This window comes from Pseudomonas japonica (genome assembly GCF_013522925.1).
Taxonomy (GTDB): domain Bacteria; phylum Pseudomonadota; class Gammaproteobacteria; order Pseudomonadales; family Pseudomonadaceae; genus Aquipseudomonas; species Aquipseudomonas japonica_A.
The window spans coordinates 418,627-439,034 of record NZ_JAAMQU010000001.1; the positions used below are offsets into that span (position 1 = coordinate 418,627).

The 20,408-nt window shown below is 59.4% G+C and carries 18 protein-coding genes; 8 read left to right on the forward strand and 10 right to left on the reverse strand.

Translation table 11 applies throughout. The features are described 5' to 3' along the window. Positions 1 to 69 precede the first annotated feature (69 nt). On the forward strand, positions 70 to 1,011 hold the full coding sequence (locus G7016_RS01985) for a LysR family transcriptional regulator (protein ID WP_181111150.1): 942 nt from the start codon (positions 70 to 72) through the stop codon (positions 1,009 to 1,011). Here the strand turns inward: G7016_RS01985 and G7016_RS01990 are convergent. The 3 genes from G7016_RS01990 to G7016_RS02000 form a co-directional block, all read right to left on the reverse strand. Continuing rightward, on the reverse strand, positions 974 to 1,174 hold the full coding sequence (locus G7016_RS01990) for a PA3496 family putative envelope integrity protein (RefSeq protein ID WP_181111151.1): 201 nt from the start codon (positions 1,172 to 1,174) through the stop codon (positions 974 to 976). The two genes, G7016_RS01985 and G7016_RS01990, sit on opposite strands and share 38 nt — an antisense overlap. Positions 1,175 to 1,264: 90 nt before the next feature. Beyond that, the gene (gene hexR / locus G7016_RS01995; RefSeq protein ID WP_181111152.1) at positions 1,265 to 2,131 is read right to left on the reverse strand and encodes a transcriptional regulator HexR; all 867 of its coding nucleotides are present in this window, start codon (positions 2,129 to 2,131) and stop codon (positions 1,265 to 1,267) included. 75 nt (positions 2,132 to 2,206) lie between these two features. Beyond that, positions 2,207 to 5,092 (reverse strand): EAL domain-containing protein, encoded by a 2,886-nt coding sequence (locus tag G7016_RS02000; protein ID WP_181111153.1) that lies wholly within the window; start codon positions 5,090 to 5,092, stop codon positions 2,207 to 2,209. Between the two features lie 185 nt (positions 5,093 to 5,277). Here G7016_RS02000 and uvrD point away from each other — a divergent pair, with 185 nt between their 5' ends. The 3 genes from uvrD to G7016_RS02015 all read left to right on the forward strand — a co-directional run bounded on the left by uvrD (position 5,278) and on the right by G7016_RS02015 (position 9,025). Next, positions 5,278 to 7,464 carry a DNA helicase II gene (gene uvrD / locus G7016_RS02005; protein ID WP_181111154.1) on the forward strand — a complete coding sequence of 729 codons (2,187 nt, stop codon included), beginning with the start codon at positions 5,278 to 5,280 and terminating at the stop codon, positions 7,462 to 7,464. A gap of 169 nt (positions 7,465 to 7,633) precedes the next feature. Next, the gene (locus tag G7016_RS02010; RefSeq protein WP_181111155.1) at positions 7,634 to 8,497 is read left to right on the forward strand and encodes a Tim44 domain-containing protein; all 864 of its coding nucleotides are present in this window, start codon (positions 7,634 to 7,636) and stop codon (positions 8,495 to 8,497) included. Positions 8,498 to 8,617: 120 nt separating this feature from the next. Further along, a complete protein-coding gene (locus tag G7016_RS02015; RefSeq protein ID WP_181111156.1) occupies positions 8,618 to 9,025 on the forward strand; it encodes an SMI1/KNR4 family protein in 408 nt (135 codons plus the stop codon). Between the two features lie 24 nt (positions 9,026 to 9,049). On the opposite strand, the gene G7016_RS02020 is transcribed toward G7016_RS02015, so the two are convergent. Beyond that, positions 9,050 to 10,813, reverse strand: coding sequence for a cation:proton antiporter (locus G7016_RS02020; protein ID WP_181111157.1), 1,764 nt, complete (start codon positions 10,811 to 10,813; stop codon positions 9,050 to 9,052). A gap of 209 nt (positions 10,814 to 11,022) precedes the next feature. On the opposite strand from G7016_RS02020, the gene G7016_RS02025 reads away from it, so the two are divergent. Then, the gene (locus tag G7016_RS02025) at positions 11,023 to 11,508 is read left to right on the forward strand and encodes an acyl-CoA thioesterase (RefSeq protein ID WP_181111158.1); all 486 of its coding nucleotides are present in this window, start codon (positions 11,023 to 11,025) and stop codon (positions 11,506 to 11,508) included. 3 nt (positions 11,509 to 11,511) lie between these two features. Here the strand turns inward: G7016_RS02025 and pdxY are convergent, their stop codons facing one another. Then, on the reverse strand, positions 11,512 to 12,378 hold the full coding sequence (gene pdxY / locus G7016_RS02030) for a pyridoxal kinase PdxY (protein ID WP_181111159.1): 867 nt from the start codon (positions 12,376 to 12,378) through the stop codon (positions 11,512 to 11,514). A gap of 117 nt (positions 12,379 to 12,495) precedes the next feature. On the opposite strand from pdxY, the gene G7016_RS02035 reads away from it, so the two are divergent. Continuing rightward, on the forward strand, positions 12,496 to 12,885 hold the full coding sequence (locus G7016_RS02035) for a DUF3301 domain-containing protein (RefSeq protein ID WP_181111160.1): 390 nt from the start codon (positions 12,496 to 12,498) through the stop codon (positions 12,883 to 12,885). Here the strand turns inward: G7016_RS02035 and G7016_RS02040 are convergent. Continuing rightward, positions 12,844 to 13,797: a CobW family GTP-binding protein gene (locus G7016_RS02040; protein WP_181111161.1), complete on the reverse strand. Its 954-nt coding sequence runs from the start codon at positions 13,795 to 13,797 to the stop codon at positions 12,844 to 12,846. The genes G7016_RS02035 and G7016_RS02040 overlap by 42 nt on opposite strands. Here G7016_RS02040 and G7016_RS02045 point away from each other — a divergent pair. Beyond that, positions 13,796 to 14,170: an NADH:ubiquinone oxidoreductase gene (locus G7016_RS02045; RefSeq protein WP_181111162.1), complete on the forward strand. Its 375-nt coding sequence runs from the start codon at positions 13,796 to 13,798 to the stop codon at positions 14,168 to 14,170. The two genes, G7016_RS02040 and G7016_RS02045, sit on opposite strands and share 2 nt — an antisense overlap. 20 nt (positions 14,171 to 14,190) lie before the next feature. Here G7016_RS02045 and G7016_RS02050 read toward each other — a convergent pair whose 3' ends face one another. Beyond that, positions 14,191 to 14,718, reverse strand: coding sequence for a DUF3617 domain-containing protein (locus tag G7016_RS02050; RefSeq protein WP_181111163.1), 528 nt, complete (start codon positions 14,716 to 14,718; stop codon positions 14,191 to 14,193). 125 nt (positions 14,719 to 14,843) lie between these two features. Between G7016_RS02050 and cls the strand changes: the two genes are divergently transcribed. Continuing rightward, entirely contained in the window at positions 14,844 to 16,283 is a 1,440-nt protein-coding gene (gene cls / locus G7016_RS02055; RefSeq protein ID WP_181111164.1) for a cardiolipin synthase, read from the forward strand. Positions 16,284 to 16,333: 50 nt separating this feature from the next. Here cls and glmS read toward each other — a convergent pair whose 3' ends face one another. The 3 genes from glmS to glmU form a co-directional block, all read right to left on the reverse strand. Further along, positions 16,334 to 18,166: a glutamine--fructose-6-phosphate transaminase (isomerizing) gene (gene glmS / locus G7016_RS02060; RefSeq protein WP_181111165.1), complete on the reverse strand. Its 1,833-nt coding sequence runs from the start codon at positions 18,164 to 18,166 to the stop codon at positions 16,334 to 16,336. A gap of 4 nt (positions 18,167 to 18,170) precedes the next feature. Continuing rightward, a complete protein-coding gene (locus G7016_RS02065) occupies positions 18,171 to 18,944 on the reverse strand; it encodes a DeoR/GlpR family DNA-binding transcription regulator (RefSeq protein WP_181111166.1) in 774 nt (257 codons plus the stop codon). An 85-nt stretch (positions 18,945 to 19,029) separates the two neighbouring features. Next, the gene (gene glmU / locus G7016_RS02070; RefSeq protein ID WP_181111167.1) at positions 19,030 to 20,394 is read right to left on the reverse strand and encodes a bifunctional UDP-N-acetylglucosamine diphosphorylase/glucosamine-1-phosphate N-acetyltransferase GlmU; all 1,365 of its coding nucleotides are present in this window, start codon (positions 20,392 to 20,394) and stop codon (positions 19,030 to 19,032) included. Between the last annotated feature and the right edge of the window lie 14 nt (positions 20,395 to 20,408).

The following is a 20,408-nucleotide window of genomic DNA, read 5'->3' on the forward strand; positions in this document are numbered from 1 at the left end:
TTAGAGTTTGTTGGGCCACCCATCAGGGAAAGCTTATAGTTAACGCTTTGCTGGGCTTCGGAGCGACGCGTGCGTAAATCCCTGATGCGAATCACCCTGCGCCAGCTCCGGGTATTCAATGAAGTGTGTGACCTTCGGTCTTTCAGCCGAGCAGCCGAGGAAATGTCGCTCACTCAGCCAGCAGTGAGTCTGCAGATCCGCCAGCTGGAGGAAGTGATCGGCCAGCCTTTGTTTGATTACGTAGGCAAGAAGCTTTACCTCACCGAGGCCGCTGAAGCACTACAAGGTGCGAGCCGGGACATCTTCGGCCGGCTGGAAAGCTTCGACATGCAGCTCTCCGACCTTCAAGGTTCGCTGCAGGGCCAACTGAAGCTGGCAGTAGAATCCAGCGCCAAATATTTCCTTCCCCACTTGTTCGCAGCCTTCAAGCGAAAGCATCCGGAAGTGAGCCTTGTACTAAGCGTAGTCAACCGTGCGCAGGCGTTGCGGCGGTTATCCGACAATCGCGATGACCTGCTGATCATGTCCATGGTGCCCCAGGACATGGACCTTGAGTTCCTGCCGTTTCTTACCAATGACATCATTGCCGTTGCACCTGTCGGCCATCCGCTGGCTCAAGAAAGGGAGTTGCGCCTTCAGGCGCTCGAGCCATGGCCGTTGCTCATCCGCGAAGCGGGCTCGGGAACACGCATGGCTTGCGAGGTGTTCCTGAAGGAAAAGCGGGTGCATTTTGGCCAGACACTGGAAGTAGGGTCGGCCGAAGCCCAGAAAGAAGCCGTGGTAGCGGGCCTTGGGGTAGCGCTGTTGAGCCGCCATGCGGTGATCGGTGAGCTGCGCAGTGGGGCGCTACGAGAATTGGCTGTGGCCGAGCTGCCCTTGCGGCGAAGCTGGTGCCTGGTACGGGCGAAAGCCAGGCGCCCGTCACCCGTGGCTGCGGCATTCCTGGCGTTTATCCGAGAGGAGCGCGCGCAGCTCAGTAGCTTGGCTGAACGCTTTGTGCATTGTCCATGACGCCGGCTTTCCAGGCGTACAGCTCAGGGTAATCGAGGGTGTCGGCCAGTAGACGTCGCTCGTCGATGCGGCTTTCAATGGCACGGCGAAACGCCATCCGCCGTGCGTCTTCTTCCTGGCGGCGGGTCTTGCTATTGGTGGAGCCTTCATAGGAACGCGCCATGATGCCTCTCCTATCGGTTCAAGGGAGCTACAGCATGGCGGTGGTGCGTTAAGTTTTGACGGCAGGCGAGTGACGTCGAGGTTACAACGGCTATTCGTCAGGGTGCTTGATCGACTTGGGCGACAAGCGAAGGCTGCGCAAGCTGCGCTTCACACTCTTGAGGTGATTCACCAGCGTTGGGCCACGAGCCATGGCCACACCCATGGCCAATACATCGATAACCACCAGGTGTGCGATGCGCGAGGTGAGCGGAGTGTAGATCTCGGTATCCTCGTGCACATCGATCGCCAGATTGACCGTAGACAGCTCGGCCAGCGGGGTTTGGCTCGGGCAGAGCGTAATCAGCGAGGCACCGGTTTCGCGAACCAGGTTGGCGGTGATCAGCAGGTCTTTCGACCGGCCCGACTGGGAAATGCACACTGCAACATCGCCAGGCTGCAAGGTCACCGCCGACATGGCCTGCATGTGCGGGTCCGAATACGCCGCAGCGGTAAGCAGGAGTCGGAAGAACTTGTGCTGAGCATCGGCCGCTACCGCGCCGGATGCCCCAAACCCGTAAAACTCGACCCGCCGCGCCTGTGCCATGGCCGTCACCGCTCGCTGCAGGGCCTGGGCGTCCAGGTGCTCGCGGACCTCCATCAGGGTGTGCAGCGTGGTATCGAAGATCTTCAGGCTGAAATCGGCGACCGAATCGTCTTCGTGAATTGCGAACTGGCCGAAGCTCGCCCCCGCAGCCAGGCTTTGAGCCAGCTTGAGCTTGAGGTCCTGGAACCCTGTGCAGCCAATGGCCCGGCAGAACCGCACGATGGTCGGCTCGCTGATGCCCACGTTGTGGGCCAGGTCTGCCATGGAGCTATGCATGACGGCCGCCGGGTCGAGAAGCACGTGATCGGCAACCTTCAGCTCCGACTTGCGCAGCAGATGGCGGGATTGGGCAATGTGTTGCAGAAGGTTCAAGAGAGAGGACTCATTTGGTGTCGGGCTGGGCCACGGTTTTTTGTAGTTATACTACATGGGTGGTCGCAGGCCCAGTCAAACAAGGGGAACGCCCTCGTTGCCACGCACGGCGAGCCATTGTTGGAACTCCACGGCCGGTACCGGTCGGCCAATCAGATAGCCTTGCACTTCATCGCAGCCCTGCCCTTTGAGCACGCGCAGCTGGCCCGCCGTTTCGACGCCCTCGGCGGTCACCTTCAAGCCAAGCCCATGGGCCATGGTGATCACCGCTTGAGTGATGGTGGCGTCGGCACTGCTATCTTCCAGTTCGCGCACAAACGCCTGATCAAGCTTCACAAAGTCCACGGGCAGGCGTTTGAGATAACTGAGGGCGGAATAACCGGTGCCAAAATCATCAATGGCCAGCTTGACCCCAAGCTGCCTCAGCTGGGCGAAGGTGGCATGAATGGCACTGACATTGTCCAGCCACTGGCTTTCTGTCAATTCGAGTTCGAGTAGCGTAGGCGCCAGCCCGCTTTCAGCCAACACCTGGCGGATCAGGCTTACAAGGTTCCCGTAGCGTAACTGCTGCCCGGATAGGTTCACCGAAACCCTCAAGTCGCCCAGACCGTGGCGCTGCCATTCGCGGGCCTGACGGCAAGCGGTCCGTAATACAAACTCGCCTATGGCCGTGATCAGGCCCGTTTCCTCTGCCAGTTCGATGAACGCGCTTGGGCCTATAAGCCCTCGCTGGGGATGACGCCAGCGTACCAGTGCCTCTACACCGCCCAGCGCTTCGGTGCTCAGGTTCAGCTTGGGCTGGTAGAACACCTCCAATTGATTCAATGCCAGCGCACGGCGCAACTGGTGCTCCAACTGCAGGCGGTCATGGGCATCGGCCTGCATCGGCTCGGTAAAGAAGTGAAAGCGATCCCCGCCCAGGCGCTTCGCCTGCTGCAGGGCCATATCCGCTTGATTCAACAGGATCGGGCCTTCACGTGCCGTATCCGGCAACAGGCTGATACCGATAGAGGCCGTAAGGGTGAGTTCGTGACCATCCAGGCGCACCGGGGCGCGGATCTTTTCCAGCAGACGTGTTGTGACGCGTATAAGGCTCGACAAGCTGGTGTAGGCGTCGAACAACACCGCAAACTCGTCCCCTGCCAGCCTTGCCACGGTGTCGGCTTCCGGTAACGCAGCGCCGATCCGCTTGGCGATCTGACGCAGCACCTGGTCGGCCGCATCGTGCCCGAAGCTGTCGTTGAGCAGCTTGAATCGGTCCAGGTCAATGTGCAGCAGCGCCAGGCTGCGGCCGTTATGCCTGAGCCGCTGGCAGGCATCGTGCAATCGCTGCCGGAACAGCCCTCGGTTGCCCAGGCCAGTGAGTTCGTCGTGATAGGAAAGGTAATGCAGGCGCTCTTCGGAAGCACGCCTGGAGGTGAGGTCGGAGCAGAACACAACCACACGGCTGAGGGCACCTTGCTCATCGAGCACAGCGCTTACCTGCAACCATTGCGGATACAGCTCGCCGTTCTGGCGGGCCTCGACCACCTCGCCTTGCCAGCCACCTCGCTCCAGCAATGCCTGGTGAATCTGTGGGAACTGGCGCCGCAGGTCCCGGCTGCAGGGCAACTCCAGCAATAGCTGGCCGACGCAAGCCGGAGCGTGATACCCGGTAATGCAGGTGAAGGCCTGGTTGATGGCCAGCACCACAAACTCTGGATCGAGCACCACAATCCCCTCGCTCATGGCTTCGAATACGGTCGCCGCCAAGCGCTGTTGTTCCTCCTGTTCACGCAACCGGGTGATATCCCGTCGCGTACCCAGCATGCGCAATACGCGCCCCCCTGGCGTGCGCTCGACCGCACGGCCGCGGTCTTCTACCCAAAGCCAACGGCCGTCGTTATGCCGTATACGGTATTCAACGCGGTAGTCCTCCGTTCGCCCCTTGAGGTGAGCGATCAGGGTGCGCTTGAGTATTGGCACATCGTCGGGGTGCAATCGCGGGCGCAAATGCTTGAGCAATATCGGCACATCTTGCTGCGCGATGCCAAACAACCGCTCCAGTTCGGTATGCAACACCTCATCGGTGCGCAAGTCCCAGTCCCATAAGCCCAGTTCGCTGGCTTCCAAGGCCAGCGCCAAGCGCGCCTGGCTCTTGCTCAACGCCTGGTTTGCCTGGTCGAGTTGCTGGCTTCGGCGGGCCACATGTTCTTCAAGATGGGCCTGGATCGCACGCAGCTCCTGCTCGGCAGCGCGGCGTCGTTCCATTTCTTCGGTCATTTCCCGGTTAAGCCGGGTAATGACAGCTTGCTCTTCCCTCAGGTTGGCGATCAGTGCCTGATTCTGAAACCGACGAAGCAGGCTGCGCTCTATCAGCCGGTTCACCTGCCAGGCGACTACGCAAAGCGAGGCCAACAGCATCAGGCCTAACCAGGCCCAGCCGCGCTGGTGTACCCCGCCCACCATGAACAGCCAGATCACCGGGGGCGCAAGGCATGGCACGGCGAAGCTGAGAAAGGCAGTAAAACTGACGGCATAAGCGATGCTTGCCGACAGCGCCGCGGCACCGAGCAGGCCGAAGATCCATGCCTGTTGCAGGAAGCTGTCGAAGGGTGCCAGCAGAATGGCGGCCCCGGCCAGCGTCAGGCCACTGGCCGCAGACCCAAGCAAGAACATCCGGCGCCAGATGGGCGCTGCCTGCCGGTTGGGCATAGAGGCATCGAACGCAGCCACCTGAATGACCCGCAGGGTCACCAGGCTCATCAGCCAGCCGAGCCATGCACTTACCAGCACATGATGCCCGGGCGACCAGAGGATCCAGGAGCACACCAGCCCAGTGAGTAACATCAAGAGCGTAGGCACCAGTGATCCCTGGTACAGCAAGCGGGTGCGTTCTACCGTGAGGCTGGCCGAAAAGTCGTTTTCGGCCACCTGCCGCGCAGGCACGGCCCGCCCTGGAGAGCGGTTTTCAAGGGCCATAAGCGTTGTTCTTGTTCGGACCTGAAGGATGCTGGCAGCATACACAAGATTTCACCGATTGCAGCCAATGGCCAATGGCCCTCTATCTAGGCGAAGGCTCGCCCTGCTGGCGGTTGACCGGCCGACGGCCCACCGGTCGTAAGCGGTGTTTGCTCAGCCATGTCCGCGCACCCTAGAATGCCGTCATGCATGACGACCTCTCTCTTTTGCTCAATTCGCTCAACGATGCCCAACGCCAGGCGGTCGCCGCCTCTGTTGGCCGTCAGTTGGTTCTCGCCGGCGCTGGCTCTGGCAAAACACGCGTGCTGGTGCACCGCATCGCCTGGCTGATGCAGGTGGAGCATGCCTCGCCCCACTCCCTGTTGGCCGTGACGTTTACCAACAAGGCGGCGGCCGAGATGCGTCACCGCATCGAACAGCTGATGGGCATAAGCCCGGCCGGCATGTGGGTAGGCACTTTCCACGGGCTGGCCCACCGGCTGCTGCGTGCCCACTGGCAAGAAGCCAAACTGAACCAGAATTTCCAGATCCTGGATGGTGACGATCAGCAGCGCCTGGTGAAGCGGGTGATTCGCGAGCTGGGGCTGGATGACCAGAAATGGCCTGCACGGCAGGCTCAGTGGTTCATCAATGGCCAGAAAGACGAAGGCTTGAGGCCGCAGCATATTCAACCCAAGGGTGACCTGTTCCTGGCCACCATGCGCAGCATCTACGAAGCGTATGAAGCCGCCTGCGAGCGTGCCGGGGTTATCGACTTTTCCGAGCTGTTACTGCGGGCATTGGACCTGTGGCGCGACAACGCCAGCTTGCTGGAGCATTACCAGCGGCGCTTCCGCCACGTGTTGGTAGATGAATTCCAGGACACCAACGCGGTGCAATATGCCTGGCTTCGCCTGTTGGCCAAGGGCGGGCAAAGCCTCATGGTAGTAGGCGACGACGACCAGTCGATCTATGGCTGGCGGGGTGCGCGCATCGAAAACATCCGCCAGTACACCACTGACTTCCCCGATGCCGAGCTGATCCGCCTGGAGCAGAATTACCGCTCCACCGCCGGTATCCTGAACGCAGCCAACGCACTGATCGCCAACAACAGTGGGCGCCTGGGCAAGGAGCTGTGGACGGACGGCAGCGACGGTGAGCCGATCAGCCTCTATGCCGCCTATAACGAGCATGACGAAGCCCGTTATGTTGTAGAAACCATCGAAAGCGCACTCAAGACCGGCCTCGCCCGCAGCGAGATTGCCATTCTCTACCGCTCCAACGCCCAGTCCCGGGTGCTTGAAGAGGCCTTGCTGAGGGAGCGCATTCCCTATCGCATCTATGGTGGGCAGCGATTCTTCGAGCGCGCCGAAATCAAGAACGCCATGGCGTACCTGCGCTTGCTCGATGGCCGTGGCAATGACGCCGCGCTGGAGCGCGTGATCAATGTACCGCCACGGGGCATAGGCGAGAAAACCCTCGAGGCCATTCGACAACATTCCCGCCAGGCCGAAGTGTCGATGTGGGAGGCCATGCGGCAGTTGGTAGCGAACAAAGGCCTTACAGGCCGCGCTGCGAATGCCCTGCAGGCTTTCATGGACCTTATCGAAGACCTTGCCGCACGCACTGAAACCATGCCGCTGCACGTGATGACCCAGACGGTTATCGAGCATGCCGGCCTTATTGTTTACCACCAGGAAGAGAAAGGCGAAAAAGGCCAGGCCCGGGTGGAAAACCTTGAGGAACTGGTAAGCGCTGCCCGCAACTTTGAAAACGCCGAGGGCGAGGAAGACCTTAGCCCGCTGGCGGCCTTCCTGGGGCACGCCTCGCTCGAAGCCGGTGATACGCAGGCCGACGAGCACGAGGACAGCATCCAGCTGATGACGCTGCACAGTGCCAAGGGCCTGGAATTCCCCTTCGTGTTCCTCGTGGGCATGGAGGAAGGGCTGTTCCCCCACAAGATGAGCCTGGAAGAACCTGGCCGCCTTGAAGAGGAGCGACGCCTGGCCTACGTGGGTATCACCCGCGCCATGCAGCAGCTGGTGATGACTTACGCCGAAACTCGCCGGCTGTATGGCAGCGAAACCTACAACAAGGTGTCGCGCTTCGTGCGGGAAATCCCGGCCAACCTGCTCAAGGAAGTGCGCTTGTCCAACAGCGTAAGCCGCCCCTTCGGCGGTGCGGCCAAGCCCAATATCGGCAGTATCTTCGGCCAGGCTGGTATCCCCGATACCGTGTTCAACCTGGGCCAGCGGGTCCAGCACGCGGTGTTCGGCGAAGGCGTGATTCTCAATTTCGAGGGTGCAGGCGCTCAGGCTCGGGTTCAGGTGAACTTCGCCGAAGGCAGCAAGTGGCTGATGCTGGGCTACGCCAAACTGGTACCGCTGGAATAATCCTGTGCGCGGGAAGGAAACTTCCCGCAGCCTGGCCTCTCTCCTACATAGAGGGGCCAAAGCCTGTAGGAAACTTCCGTAAAAGCCGGAAACAATCTCTCGCTGGCTATACCCCCTCCTGCCGTGCAACATGGCTCGCGCTATATCCATTAAAGATGGGAATGCCTTCATGCAACGATTTCTCAGCATCGCCATGGCGCTTTGCCTCAGCCTCACGCTGAGCCTGGACGCCAACGCCGCCAAACGTTTCGGTGGCGGCAAGTCTTTTGGCGCCGCGCCTAGCCATCAAACACGCCAGGCCGCGCCGTCCCAGCCATCGGCTACCACCCCGGCACAACCCGGGCGGGCACCTGGTGCGCCTAGCGGCGCTTCGCGCTGGCTCGGCCCGTTGGCCGGTATCGCCGCCGGCGGTTTGCTGGCCTCGATGTTCATGGGTGACGGGTTCGAAGGGTTCCAGTTCCTGGACTTCCTCCTCCTCGCACTGGTGGCGTTCGTGATCTTCCGCTTCATTGCCTCGCGTCGCCGCAAGCAGCAGCAACCGCAGATGGCAATGGCTGGCCATCCGGCCTATCAGCGTGAAGCTCAACCGATGGCTCAGCCTGGCTCGCCCTTCGGCGCCAGTGCCGGTGCCGGTGCGTCAGCACGGCCTGTGATTCAGGCACCGGCGTGGTTCAACGAGCAAAGCTTCCTGGGCGCGGCACGGGAACACTTCCTGTCGCTGCAGCAACACTGGGACGCCAACGAGATGGACAAGATCTCGGAATACGTGACCCCTCAAATGCTGCAGTTCCTTCGTCAGGAGCGTGCTTCGCTGGGCGAGGGCTACCAGTCCACGTATATCGATGACCTCTCGGTGCAACTGGACGGTGTGGATGACCGTGCAGACCGTACGATTGCAACCCTGACCTTCACGGGCGTATCGAAGGACTCCCGCTTCGACAAGGGTGAAGCGTTCAGCGAGAGCTGGAACATGGAACGCCAGCAAGGCGAAAACCAGCCTTGGCTTATTGCTGGTATCCGCCAGAACAGCTGATATCGCACCGCTCGGCACACAAAACCCCGGATTTCCATATCCGGGGTTTTGCTTTTTGGGGTATGGATTAGAATCCTCAGGACAAACCCGCCCATCGTTTCAAGGCATAGGTCAGTCACTGTGGAAGAAGTCATCGAACAGCTTCGGGAAGCCAATGAACCGGTTCCGGTTCCGTTGGAGTTACCCGACGAAGATCTCCTGGTCGAGATTGAAGAGCAGCTCTTCATCAACATCCCGTTCGTGTTCAAGGAGTTCCTGCTTCACGTCAGCGACGTGGTTTACGGCAGCCTCGAACCCGTCACCGTGACGGATCCGCAGTCACATACGTACCTGCCGGAAGTTGCCGCTACCGCTTGGGACCTCGGTGTTCCACGAGAGCTGATTCCTATCTGCCAGGATGGCGACGACTACTATTGCGTAGAAGAAGACGGAACCGTAGTGCTGTGGAGTGGCGAAGAAGAACTGGTCACCGAAGAGAGCTGGGAGTCCGTGTGGCACTGGGCAAGGGACGTCTGGCTGGAAAGCTGAGTCAGTCGCGCCCCTGCGCTTCGGTTAGTGGTCTGACGGGGCGCTAGGCGTCTCTAGCGTCTCTACCAATGCCGCTTGCATACGGGCGTGAATGCGGATCAGCCACCGCCAGAACAGTGCGGCGAATATCACAACCACTACCGCCACAAGTACCAGCATCTCGCGCGTTGGCAGAATGCTCGCTGATAGCGCTGCCAGCAGGAAGAGAATCACCCCCAGAAATACCACCGGAATAACCTGCGCCATCACCTGGCGCAGCGTATCGGTATGCCTGCCCGCAAATTGCGGCTTCACCCCTGCCTGAGCCAACAGTAAAGACAGTGCGCCTAGCTTGCGGTAGGCCGCGATCAGGAAAGGCATGGACAGCAGTAGCGCCAGCGCACACAGCACGCCCTTCTGGCCTTCCTCGCCTGTAATCCATGGTGAGAGCCACTGGCCGACCTGGGGCGCGAAGTGAGCACAGGTGAAGAAGATTGCAATAACCAGCGCCAGGTTTACGAAGGTGTGCATAAGGATGCGCCGTACGATGGCTGCGAAGGCCGCGGTTTCGCCCTGCAGCCGGATGTTGCGCAGCCACTCGCCATAGGTGCTGAACACCCGGGCCAACGGTGAGGGAATCCACCGCCCAAGCATCAATGCGAAAGGGTCCGCCGCTCGGATCAGATAGGGCGTGAGCAAGGTGGTAATGGCCGACACCGCGACGGCGACGGGATAAAGGAAATCGCTGGTCACTTCCAGTGTCATGCCCAGCGCGGCGATGATGAAGGAGAACTCCCCGATCTGCGAAAGGCCCATGCCCACTCGCAGTGACGTGCGCCCATCGTTGCCTGCCAGGAACGCACCCAGGCTGCAGGAGACGACCTTGCCAATCACTACCGCTGCGGTTATGACGGCGATTGGCACGGCATACTCAACCAGTACACGCGGTTCGATCATCAACCCGATGGCCACAAAGAAGATAGCGCTGAACATGTCCCGCAAGGGCTCGACCAGCCGTTCGACCTTACGGTGATGTGTCGACTCCGCCATGATCGCGCCTATCAGGAACGCACCCAGGACCATGCTGTAGCCCAGTTTCACCACCAGAAGGCAGAAGCCGAAGCACAGGCCCAACACCACCACCAGAAGCATCTCATCGCTTTTGGCTTCGGCAACATAGGCCAGCAAACGCGGCACCAACAGGATGCCCACCACCAGCGCCACGATCATGAACAGCCCAAGTTTGCCGACGGTTGCGAGTACTTCCCCGGAACTCACCGAGCCGCTCACCGCTATACCGGATAACAGGGCGATGATACCGATGCCAAGGATGTCCTCTACGATAAGCACACCGAAGATGAGCTGGGCGAAGCGATGGTGCTTCATGTTCAGGTCGTTCAGCGCTTTGACGATGATGGTGGTGGACGAGATGGCCAATATCGCACCCAGGAACAGCGCATCCATGCTGCCCCATCCAAACGCGTTGCCGATCTCGTAACCCACCCAGATCATCAAGGTGATTTCCAACAGGGCGGCGACAAAGGCGGTAGCGCCTACCTTGAACAACTTGCGCAGGCTGAATTCCAGCCCCAGACAAAACATGAGGAACACCACACCAAGCTCCGCAAGGGTCTTGATGGTTTCCTCGTCATGTATGAAGCCGAACGGAGGCGTATGCGGCCCGATGATGAAGCCGGCGGCGATATAGCCCAGCACCACTGGCTGTTTGAGCCGATGAAAGATTACCGTCACGATGCCCGCTATTAGCATGATCACGGCCAGGTCCTGAATGAAGGCGATAGCATGCACTTCGGTACACTCCAAACGTCAGGGGAATAACAACCCTAACATTCATTGGAATGTATTCCGTCCATTGGCAATATGCGGAAACAGACTTTGATATTGCACAACGGCGTTATCAATCGGGTGACGAGTCCCCGCGCCGCTGCGTCTGCAACCTATAGCTTGAGCGGTATATGAAGCCGCCCCGCCCCTGACCTTTGACCGTGAGCGCCTTTATGGAACCTGGAAATGCCGAGCTGACGATGACCGTACTGATGACCCCGGACATGGCGAATTTCTCCGGGAACGTCCACGGTGGCACCTTGCTTAAATACCTCGACGAAGTCGCCTATGCCTGCGCCAGCCGGTATGCAGGGCGTTACGTGGTGACGCTTTCCGTCGACCAGGTGATATTCCGAGAGCCTATCCATGTGGGCGAACTTGTAACCTTCCTGGCGTCCGTCAACTACACCGGCAATACGTCGATGGAAGTGGGCATCAAGGTAGTGACCGAGAATATCCAGCAGCGCAGCGTGCGCCACACCAACAGCTGCTTCTTCACCATGGTTGCGATGGACGAGAACCGACGTGCTGTTCCGGTGCCGCCGCGCTCACCTCAAACCAGTGAGGAAAAGCGTCGCTTTGCGCAGGGCCAGCAGCGTCGTCAGATCCGGCAGGAATTGGAACAACGCTATCAAGAGCTCAAAGCCGACGGCAACTGACCTTTAAAGCCGGGTAGCCTCGAACCGTACACGGGGATGAGCGATCCGGTCCTGCGCTCGCACCAGTTGAAGCTCGTAGCTGGCGCACGCTTGCGTTTCCAACATCACCTCATGCACGGCCGCCGCGGTAAATTCGAAGGCCGCTACAGGCTCATCCCCTAGCAATAGCCGAGAGAGGAACAGCCCGGAGGTCAGGTCCCCCACCCCTACTGGCTGGCGAGGAAACGCCAGCAGTGGCCGGCGCAGATGCCAGGTATCTGCTGGTGTTACCAGCAACATCTCGAAGTCCTCCGGCTTTTTGTTCTGGTACGAGAGGTGCTTGACCATGACCATAGCTGGGCCGCGGTCGAGCAAGGCGCGCGCCATCGCTACACACTCGTCCAGGGTATCCGCAGTGCGGCCGGTGAAGGTATTGAGCTCCAGCTGATTGGGGCACAGCACATCCGCTCGAGGAAGTGCCTGGGATAGCAGAAAGTCAGTGACTTCGGGCGCTACCACGCAGCCCTTTTCAGCATGCCCCATGACCGGATCACACAGGTAGATGGCTCGCGGGTTAGCGGCTTTTACTGCTGCCACCGCTTCCAGAATGGCTTGGCCTTGCTGCGGGCTGCCCAGATATCCGCTAAGGACAGCATCGCAATTACCAAGCTCGCCGATAGCGGAAACACCCCGCACCAGCTCCGGAATTTGATGCGCGGGAAGCACTTCTCCCGCCCATTGGCCATACTGGGTATGGTTGGAAAATTGTACGGTGTTCAACGGCCACACATTTACGCCGATCCGCTGCATCGCAAAGACCGCAGCGCTGTTACCCGCATGGCCAAATACCACATGGGATTGGATCGCGAGCAGATGAGGGGTGCGTTTCATTGGAAATTCCAGCGCATCAAAGGCAGTTTTCGGGTGTCTAATATTGCGTGAAAAGCGCGCTGTACGACAGACCGGGCAGGCAGTTAAGCTGAGCGAGTCCAGATGGAGCTCTTGTCGATGTTGACCCTTGAAAATCTTGCCGTGCTGCTGGTTATGGCGTGTATTGGGGCCTGGTTCTGGCATAGCCATGGGCTAAGGGAAAAAGCCCTGGCGAAGGTACGCAGCCACTGCAAGGCTCTGGACCTGGAGCTGCTGGACGAAAACGTGGCATTCAAGCGTTTCAGCTTTGTGCGCGATGCCAAAGGGCGTAAGCGTTTCGCCAGGGTGTACGGCTTCGAGTTCACCGTGACGGGCGAACAACGTCATCCGGGCACCATCACTCAATTCGGCGCGCATACCGCCCAAATTGAATTGGCGCCTTACCCTTTCGAGATCAAAAAGCAACCTACCGCAGAAATCATCGAGCTAAGCGAGTGGCGTCAGACCCACAAGCGCACCCGGCCCTGATGGGGGCAGCTGGCAGGCAGCCCAAGCCTCTTCAAGCCCGGCTGAGGGCTGCGGTTCGTCAAATATAAGCTCGAGTCGGCTATCTTTTCGCCATTCTGTAGCTCGCCATTCAATCGCCTGGTCGGGAAGCAAGTTGGCAGATACCCAGCCTTCCGGGCTATGGATAATCATCTTGGCGCGCTTCCATGGCCATTGTTCCAGCATGTGCTCGATACGCTGCAAGTCCAGTACCCGATCCGCAGCCAGCTGCCAGCCGATACTCCAATCGCTGGCCGATTGAGCAGTTACAACAGTGAAGCCGGGGGCTAGGCTGGGGGTTGGGTTATACATTCGAGCGCCAGACAGCTCATTCAGTGCCACGTGGCCGTGAGTGACCCACACGCCGCGCTGGCCCAGCATAGCTTCAACCTCCAGCCGGCGCTCGATAGCCACCAGATCCGCCTTGTTGATCAGCAGCGTGCAGGGATGCTTCAGAGCAGCCTTCACCGCATCTGGCAGTGGCGACCCTTGGAAGACCGCCAGCCCATCAACAACCACAATGGGCGGCTCCAGCGCCAATACCTTATCCCATGGCTCCGCTTTCAACTGCCGAAGCAACGGCAGCGGGTGGCTAAGCCCTGATAACTCGATCAGCAACCGATGTGGTTGCGCCAAGCGAAGCAGCCGCCCGAGCGCTACGGTGAACGGGGCGCCGTTGACGCAGCACACGCAGCCCCCTGCCACTTCGGTGATTGAGATACCATCGGTTGCAGGGCCCAGCAGCGCGGCATCCAACCCAACCTGCCCGAACTCGTTGATCAGTACAGCCCAACGCTCGCCATCCGGTCGCTGGCTTAGCCAGTGCCGGGCTACGCTTGTTTTGCCTGCGCCCAATGGGCCAGCTAGTACATAGGTAAGGATATTTTCAAGCATGCTGGATTTACGCAGACCTTCGGGGCTTGCTGTCATCTTCCTCTTGTTCTGCAATGCGCCGCAAGCTCAGGCCCAGGCCTGTATCGTGCACACTCAAGGCGATCATGTGGATGTAAAAGTCTGCCAGCAGAACCGGAATATCCCGGAAAGCCTTTTTAAATCCGGCTTCTGCCAACCGGAGCTGAAAGGACAAAAGGTAGACGTCACCTATGTGGATCAATGCCCTTCCGGCGCGTTTGGCATTTGTAGCAACGCTCACGTTGATGGGATGCCCTATCGCCAGGACATCCACTACTACGGCGTAACCAGCGACGCGCGATTCTTGAAACCGTTCTGCGAAACCCGCAGCCAGGGCAAATGGGCGCTTCCCTGAATTGAATGTTCCACGTGGAACTACTGGCGCGGCTTCACATTGCCACAGTTCGCACCGAGCCACTGGGCACGGGTTTGCATGCTGCCTTTTTGCGCTGCGCCATTGGCGTTAAAAGTACCTGCCACCTGTGTAGTGAATTCGCGGTCGCTAAGAAACGTTGCCTGCCCGGCCCCTTGAGCTTTGGGGCAGCTGAACGAAAACTTCCATACGTTACCCTTGCGCTCTGTAATCCGCTGCGTACAACCAGATTGTGGGTCCTGTAGCGGTATGTCGTTGGCCTTCACCTGCTCAGGTGTGAGGCACGAGCGAATGCCATTGCCGGCAACTGTGATGCCTTGCTTGGCCAACATCTGTTCCATCATTGCTCGTTGTTCCGGAGGCAACATGCGCAGTTGGCCCAGCATCACCTGCATATCGGGCATCGGCTGCCCCTCTACCTCCATGTTACTGGTAGTCAGTTCCCATAAGCCGGGCTGTAGCATTTGCGCCTGAGCACCCGTTGCGGCGCTCAGCGCGCATACCAATGCAACCATTCCAACGACCTTCATAGCTTACTCCTCGATTGTGCTCACGTTGGACGACAGCCCCCAGCATACGTTGCAGGTGAATGAGCTGCACATTCCGCTGTGGACAGGGTCATAAACACATTGATGCCAGGACGCCTACGCACTGCATGGACACTCACAGCGCCGCCTTTTTCGGAATTCTGCTGGCAATCATTCACAGCCTCGGCGCCATTGCGGCAGTGCACGCCTTGCTTACGGTGCGAACCGCGCAGGGCGCCATCGCCTGGGCGATGTCGTTGTTCTTCATACCCTACTTTACCTTGCTCCCTTATCTTGTCTTCGGGCGCAGTACCTTCGACGAATACATCGCTGCAAGGCGGCAAGCCAACCGCGAGATGCAGGATGCAATCGCTCATTTGAACTGGCGCCCCTGGGTTGAAGAAGCCATGGCGGCAAAAGAGTCGCAAGCGTATGCCGAGTTGAGGGCAATGCCCAGGCTTGGCCGCATGCCCTGCCTGGCCAATAACGCCGTGGGGTTGCTGGTAAATGGCGAGGCAACTTTCCAACGCATCTTTGAAGCGATCCGGGAAGCGCAGCAGGTAATACTCATCCAGTTTTTCATCATTCATGACGACCTGATCGGCCGCCGTTTACAAGCCGCCTTGCTCGAAAAAGCCGGGCAAGGCGTAGCGGTGCATTTGCTGTTCGACCGCATCGGTAGCCATGCACTGCCTAGGCATTATGTGGACACGCTTCGGCGTGCGGGTGTGCAAGTACATGCCTTCGCTGCAGGCAGAGCGGGCCTTAACCGGTTCCAGGTCAACTTCCGTAACCATCGGAAGATAGTGGTGGTGGACGGCAAGATAGGTTTCTTGGGCGGGCACAACGTAGGGGATGAATACCTGGGCGACCGCCCTCCCCTTAGCCCTTGGCGAGATACGCACGTTTGGGTCACAGGCCCGGCCGTGGCGTGCTTGCAGGAAAGCTTCGCGGAGGACTGGTTCTGGGCGGCGCGGGAACTGCCCCCTTTACTACTGCCGGACGCTTATCCGGAGGAAGGTGCGCTATGCCAGGTACTCCCCTCGGGGCCGGCCGACCCGCAGGAGACCTGCGCACTGTTCTTTATCGAGGCGATCAATAGCGCAAAACGACGCCTGTGGATTACTACCCCCTACTTCATTCCCGACGAAGCCGTCTTTGCCGCGTTGCGCCTGGCGGTGATGAAGAACGTAGACGTACGCATACTTATGCCGTCCCGCCCGGACCATCGGATCGTGTACGCCGCTTCAAGCCTCTATGCGAGCGAGGCGGTACGAGCTGGCGTGCGAATCTTCCGGTACCAGCCAGGCTTCCTTCATCAGAAGGTTGTGCTCATAGATGACGATATCAGCGCCATAGGCAGCGCTAACCTGGACAACCGCTCGTTCAGGCTCAATTTCGAGGTGATGTTGCTCACGGTCGATACGGGGTTTACCGCTGAAGTGGCCGCGATGCTGGAGCAGGATTTTTCGGAGGCGGTAGAGATGACCGTGGCGGACAGCAAGAATACCCATAGGCTGCTCAAGCTGGGCATGCGCGTGGCGCGGCTGATTTCCCCGGTGCTTTGATGTGTAGAGAGAAGGGGGCGGTTGGAGCCGCCGCCCTCCCCCCCGCAGGCTTACTCCACCGTTACCGACTTCGCCAGGTTACGCGGCTGGTCCACATCCGTGCCCTTGAGGACGGCAACGTAATAGGACAGCAGCTGCAGCGGCACGGTATAGAGGATAGGCGCCAGTGCGTCGATGATGTGAGGCATCGACACCACGGTAGTACCGGGGCCATTGCTCAGCTGGGCATCGGTATCGGCGAATACGACCAACTCTCCGCCCCGCGCCCGCACCTCCTGCAGGTTGGATTTGAGCTTTTCCAACAGCTCGTTGTTCGGCGCAACGGTCACCACTGGCATGTCGGCATCGACCAAGGCCAACGGCCCATGTTTAAGCTCGCCTGCCGGATAAGCCTCGGCGTGAATGTAGGAGATCTCCTTGAGCTTGAGCGCGCCTTCCATCGCCACCGGGAACTGAGCCCCACGCCCCAGGAACAAGGTATGGTGTTTTTCGGCAAACAGTTCCGCGACCTTCTCGACCGTGGCATCCATGGCCAAGGCTTCGCCCAACCGCACAGGCAAGCGGCGCAACTCTTCTACCAACTGTGCTTCAAGCCCTGACTCAAGCGTACCCTGCACCTGCCCGAGTGCCAGCGTGAGCAGCATCAACCCAACCAGTTGGGTGGTGAATGCCTTGGTGGAAGCGACACCGATCTCCGGCCCTGCCTGCGTCAGCAGGGTAAGGTCCGACTCTCGTACCAGAGAGCTGATACCGACGTTGCAGATCGCGAGGCTGCCCACAAACCCAAGCGCCTTGGCATAACGCAACGCTGCCAAGGTGTCAGCGGTTTCCCCTGACTGGGATATGGTGACGAACAAGGTATCCTGCGGCACGACTACCTTGCGGTAGCGGAACTCGCTGGCGACTTCGACCTGACACGGGATACCAGCCAGCCCTTCAAGCCAGTACCGTGCAACCATGCCTGCGTGATAACTGGTGCCGCACGCGACGATCTGAACGTTTCGTACCTGTTTGAACAGCGCATGAGCGCCTGGCCCGAACGCTTCCACCAACACCTGGTTTTCACCCAGTCGGCTTTCGAGCGTGCGCTGAACAACCTTGGGCTGCTCGTGGATTTCCTTGAGCATGAAATGGCGGTATTCGCCTTTGTCTGCCGCCTCCCCTCCTTCGTGGTATTGAACTACTTCACGAATAACCGGCTGACCGTCCGGGGTCCAGATGCGCAGGCTATCCTGGCGAATCTCCGCGATATCGCCCTCCTCCAGGTACATGAACCGGTCCGTCACCTGGCGTAGCGCTAACTGGTCGGACGCCAGGAAGTTTTCTCCAAGGCCCAATCCGATCACCAGAGGGCTGCCACTGCGTGCTGCAACCAGGCGGTCGGGCTCTGCAAGGCTGACCGCTGCCAGGCCGTAGGCCCCGTGTAGCTGGCCAACGGTTACCCGTAGGGCTTCGATCAGGCTACCGGCGCTTTGAAGTTCACGATGGAGGAGATGAGCAATGACTTCGGTGTCGGTTTCCGACTCGAATACATAACCCTGATCGGTCAGCATGGCCCGAAGTGGTTCGTGGTTCTCGATGATGCCGTTGTGCACAACCGCCACCCCATTGGAGAAATGAGGGTGGGCATTGCGTTCGTTAGGCGCGCCGTGAGTCGCCCAGCGAGTGTGTGCGATACCCAAGCGGCCCACGAGTGGCTGTTCCTGCAACGAAGCTTCCAGCTCGCTTACCTTGCCCGTGCGGCGGCGGCGCTCAAGCGTACCGGCGGTAGTAACCAGCGCTACGCCGGCACTGTCATAACCGCGGTACTCAAGGCGCTTGAGGCCTTCGAGCAGGATGGCCGCTATGTTACGTTCGGCGATGGCGCCAACGATTCCGCACATACATTTACTCCTGGCTAGGGGCCGCGCAGATCAACTTCACGCCGCGGGCCTGGATCGACTGACGAGCCTGCTCGGAAAGACGATCATCGGTGATAAGGGTGTGGATACTGCTCCAGGGCAGCTCCAGGTTTGGAATACGCCGGCCAACCTTGTCGGCTTCGGCCATAACGATTACTTCGCGCGCGGCCTCAGCCATCACCCTACTCAAACCGAGCAGCTCGTTGAAGGTTGTAGTGCCGCGTTCAAGGTCCAGGCCGTCTGCACCAATGAATAATTGGTCGAAGTCGTAGGAACGCAGCACCTGCTCGGCGACCAGGCCTTGAAAGGATTCGGAGTGCGGGTCCCAGGTGCCGCCTGTCATGAGCAGGACCGGTTCAGGTTCCAGTTCGCGAATAGCAGTCGCTACATGGAGCGAGTTGGTCATCACTACCAGGCCCGGCTGCTTCCCCAGCTGAGGAATCATCGCGGCCGTTGTGCTGCCACTGTCGATGATGATGCGCGCATGCTCTTTGATGAGGGATACGGCGGCTTTGGCGATCGCTAGCTTATGAACCGAAACTTTTTGGGTGGCTTCAGCGATCATTTCCTGAGGGACAGGTACAGCACCACCATAACGACGCAGCAGCAAGCCGCTGGCTTCCAGTGCCGCGAGATCTTTGCGAACCGTGACTTCGGATGTCTGGAAATGCCGCGCCAGCGCTTCTACGGTCACTTCGCCCTGCGCAGTGAGCAGGGCGAGGATGGCATGGCGCCGTTGGGGTGTGTTGCGTTTCGTCATGGTTGCGCTTTCTTTCGTTCCGAAAGTTACTGCGCGCATTCAATCGCTTGCCCCGCCTGGTGTCAACCCCAACCGGAGGTGGCTGTTATGGTTTTTTCTTTTCCGGGCGCTTCCACCCTTCTATGTTCCTTTGGCGTGCCCGCGCTACACCAAGCTGGCTCTCAGGCACGTCAGTGGTGATGGTCGAGCCAGCGGCGGTAGTGGCACCGTTGCCCACACTTACGGGGGCAACCAGGGCGTTGTTGGACCCGATAAATACATCGTCACCCAACACCGTTCGGAATTTATTGGCTCCATCGTAGTTGCAGGTAATGGTGCCAGCACCAATATTTGCCCGGGCGCCGATGCTGGCGTCTCCCAGGTAGCTAAGATGGCCAGCCTTGGCGCCTGGGCCCATGTGAGCGTTTTTGAGTTCCACGAAGTTACCCACATGCGCTTTTTCGTCCAGCACAGTACCAGGACGCAATCGAGCGAACGGGCCAGCGTCCGCACCCTCGCCTACTACAGCCCCTTCAATGTGAGTAAAGGGTTTGATGATCGCCCCGCGCTTGATCACCGAATCCCGAATGACCACATTGGCGCCAATCTGTACGTTGTCCTCAATCACTACCCTACCTTCGAGCACCACGTTGATGTCGAGGATGACATCTCGCCCCGCGATCACATCGCCGCGTATATCAAGGCGAGCTGGATCACGCAGGGTTACGCCTTCGGCCATCAACCGTTCGGCTTCGCGCATCTGATAGAAACGTTCCAGCTGTGCCAGCTGGCGGCGGTCATTGGCGCCCTGCACTTCCATCGCTTGTGAAGCGCTGTGGGTAACTATCTCCAGGCCATCCGCCACCGCCATGGCAATCACATCAGTGAGATAGTATTCGCCTTGAACATTGTTGTTCGATAAGCGCGCCATCCACCCTGCCAATTGTGCGGTCGGGAGCGCCAGAATGCCCGTATTGCCTTCGCAGACCGCCCGCTGGGCCTCGTTGGCGTCTTTATGTTCCACGATTGCCGTTACCTTCCCTTGGCCATCGCGGATGATGCGGCCGTAACCGGTAGGGTCTGGCAACTCGACCGTAAGCAGCGCCAGCTGGTTTTCGCTCGCCTTCTCAAGCAAAGCCCGGAGCGTCTCTGCGCGGATGAGGGGAACGTCACCGTACAACACAAGCGTTGTGGCCGAGGCCAAACCATTCTGGGCTTGGGCAACTGCATGTCCCGTACCCAGCTGTTCGGCCTGGACCACAAACTGAATATCTTCATCCCGGAAGGCTTCTCGCACCTGCTCTGCACCATGGCCGATCACAACGTGAATACCCACAGGGGCAAGTTGCCTGGCACTGTGGATAACATGCCCGAGCATCGAGCGGCCAGCAACCGGGTGGAGCACCTTGGGTAAAGCCGAGCGCATACGAGTGCCTTGGCCGGCAGCGAGGATAACGATATCGAGAGACATGGAAGGCCTGGGGA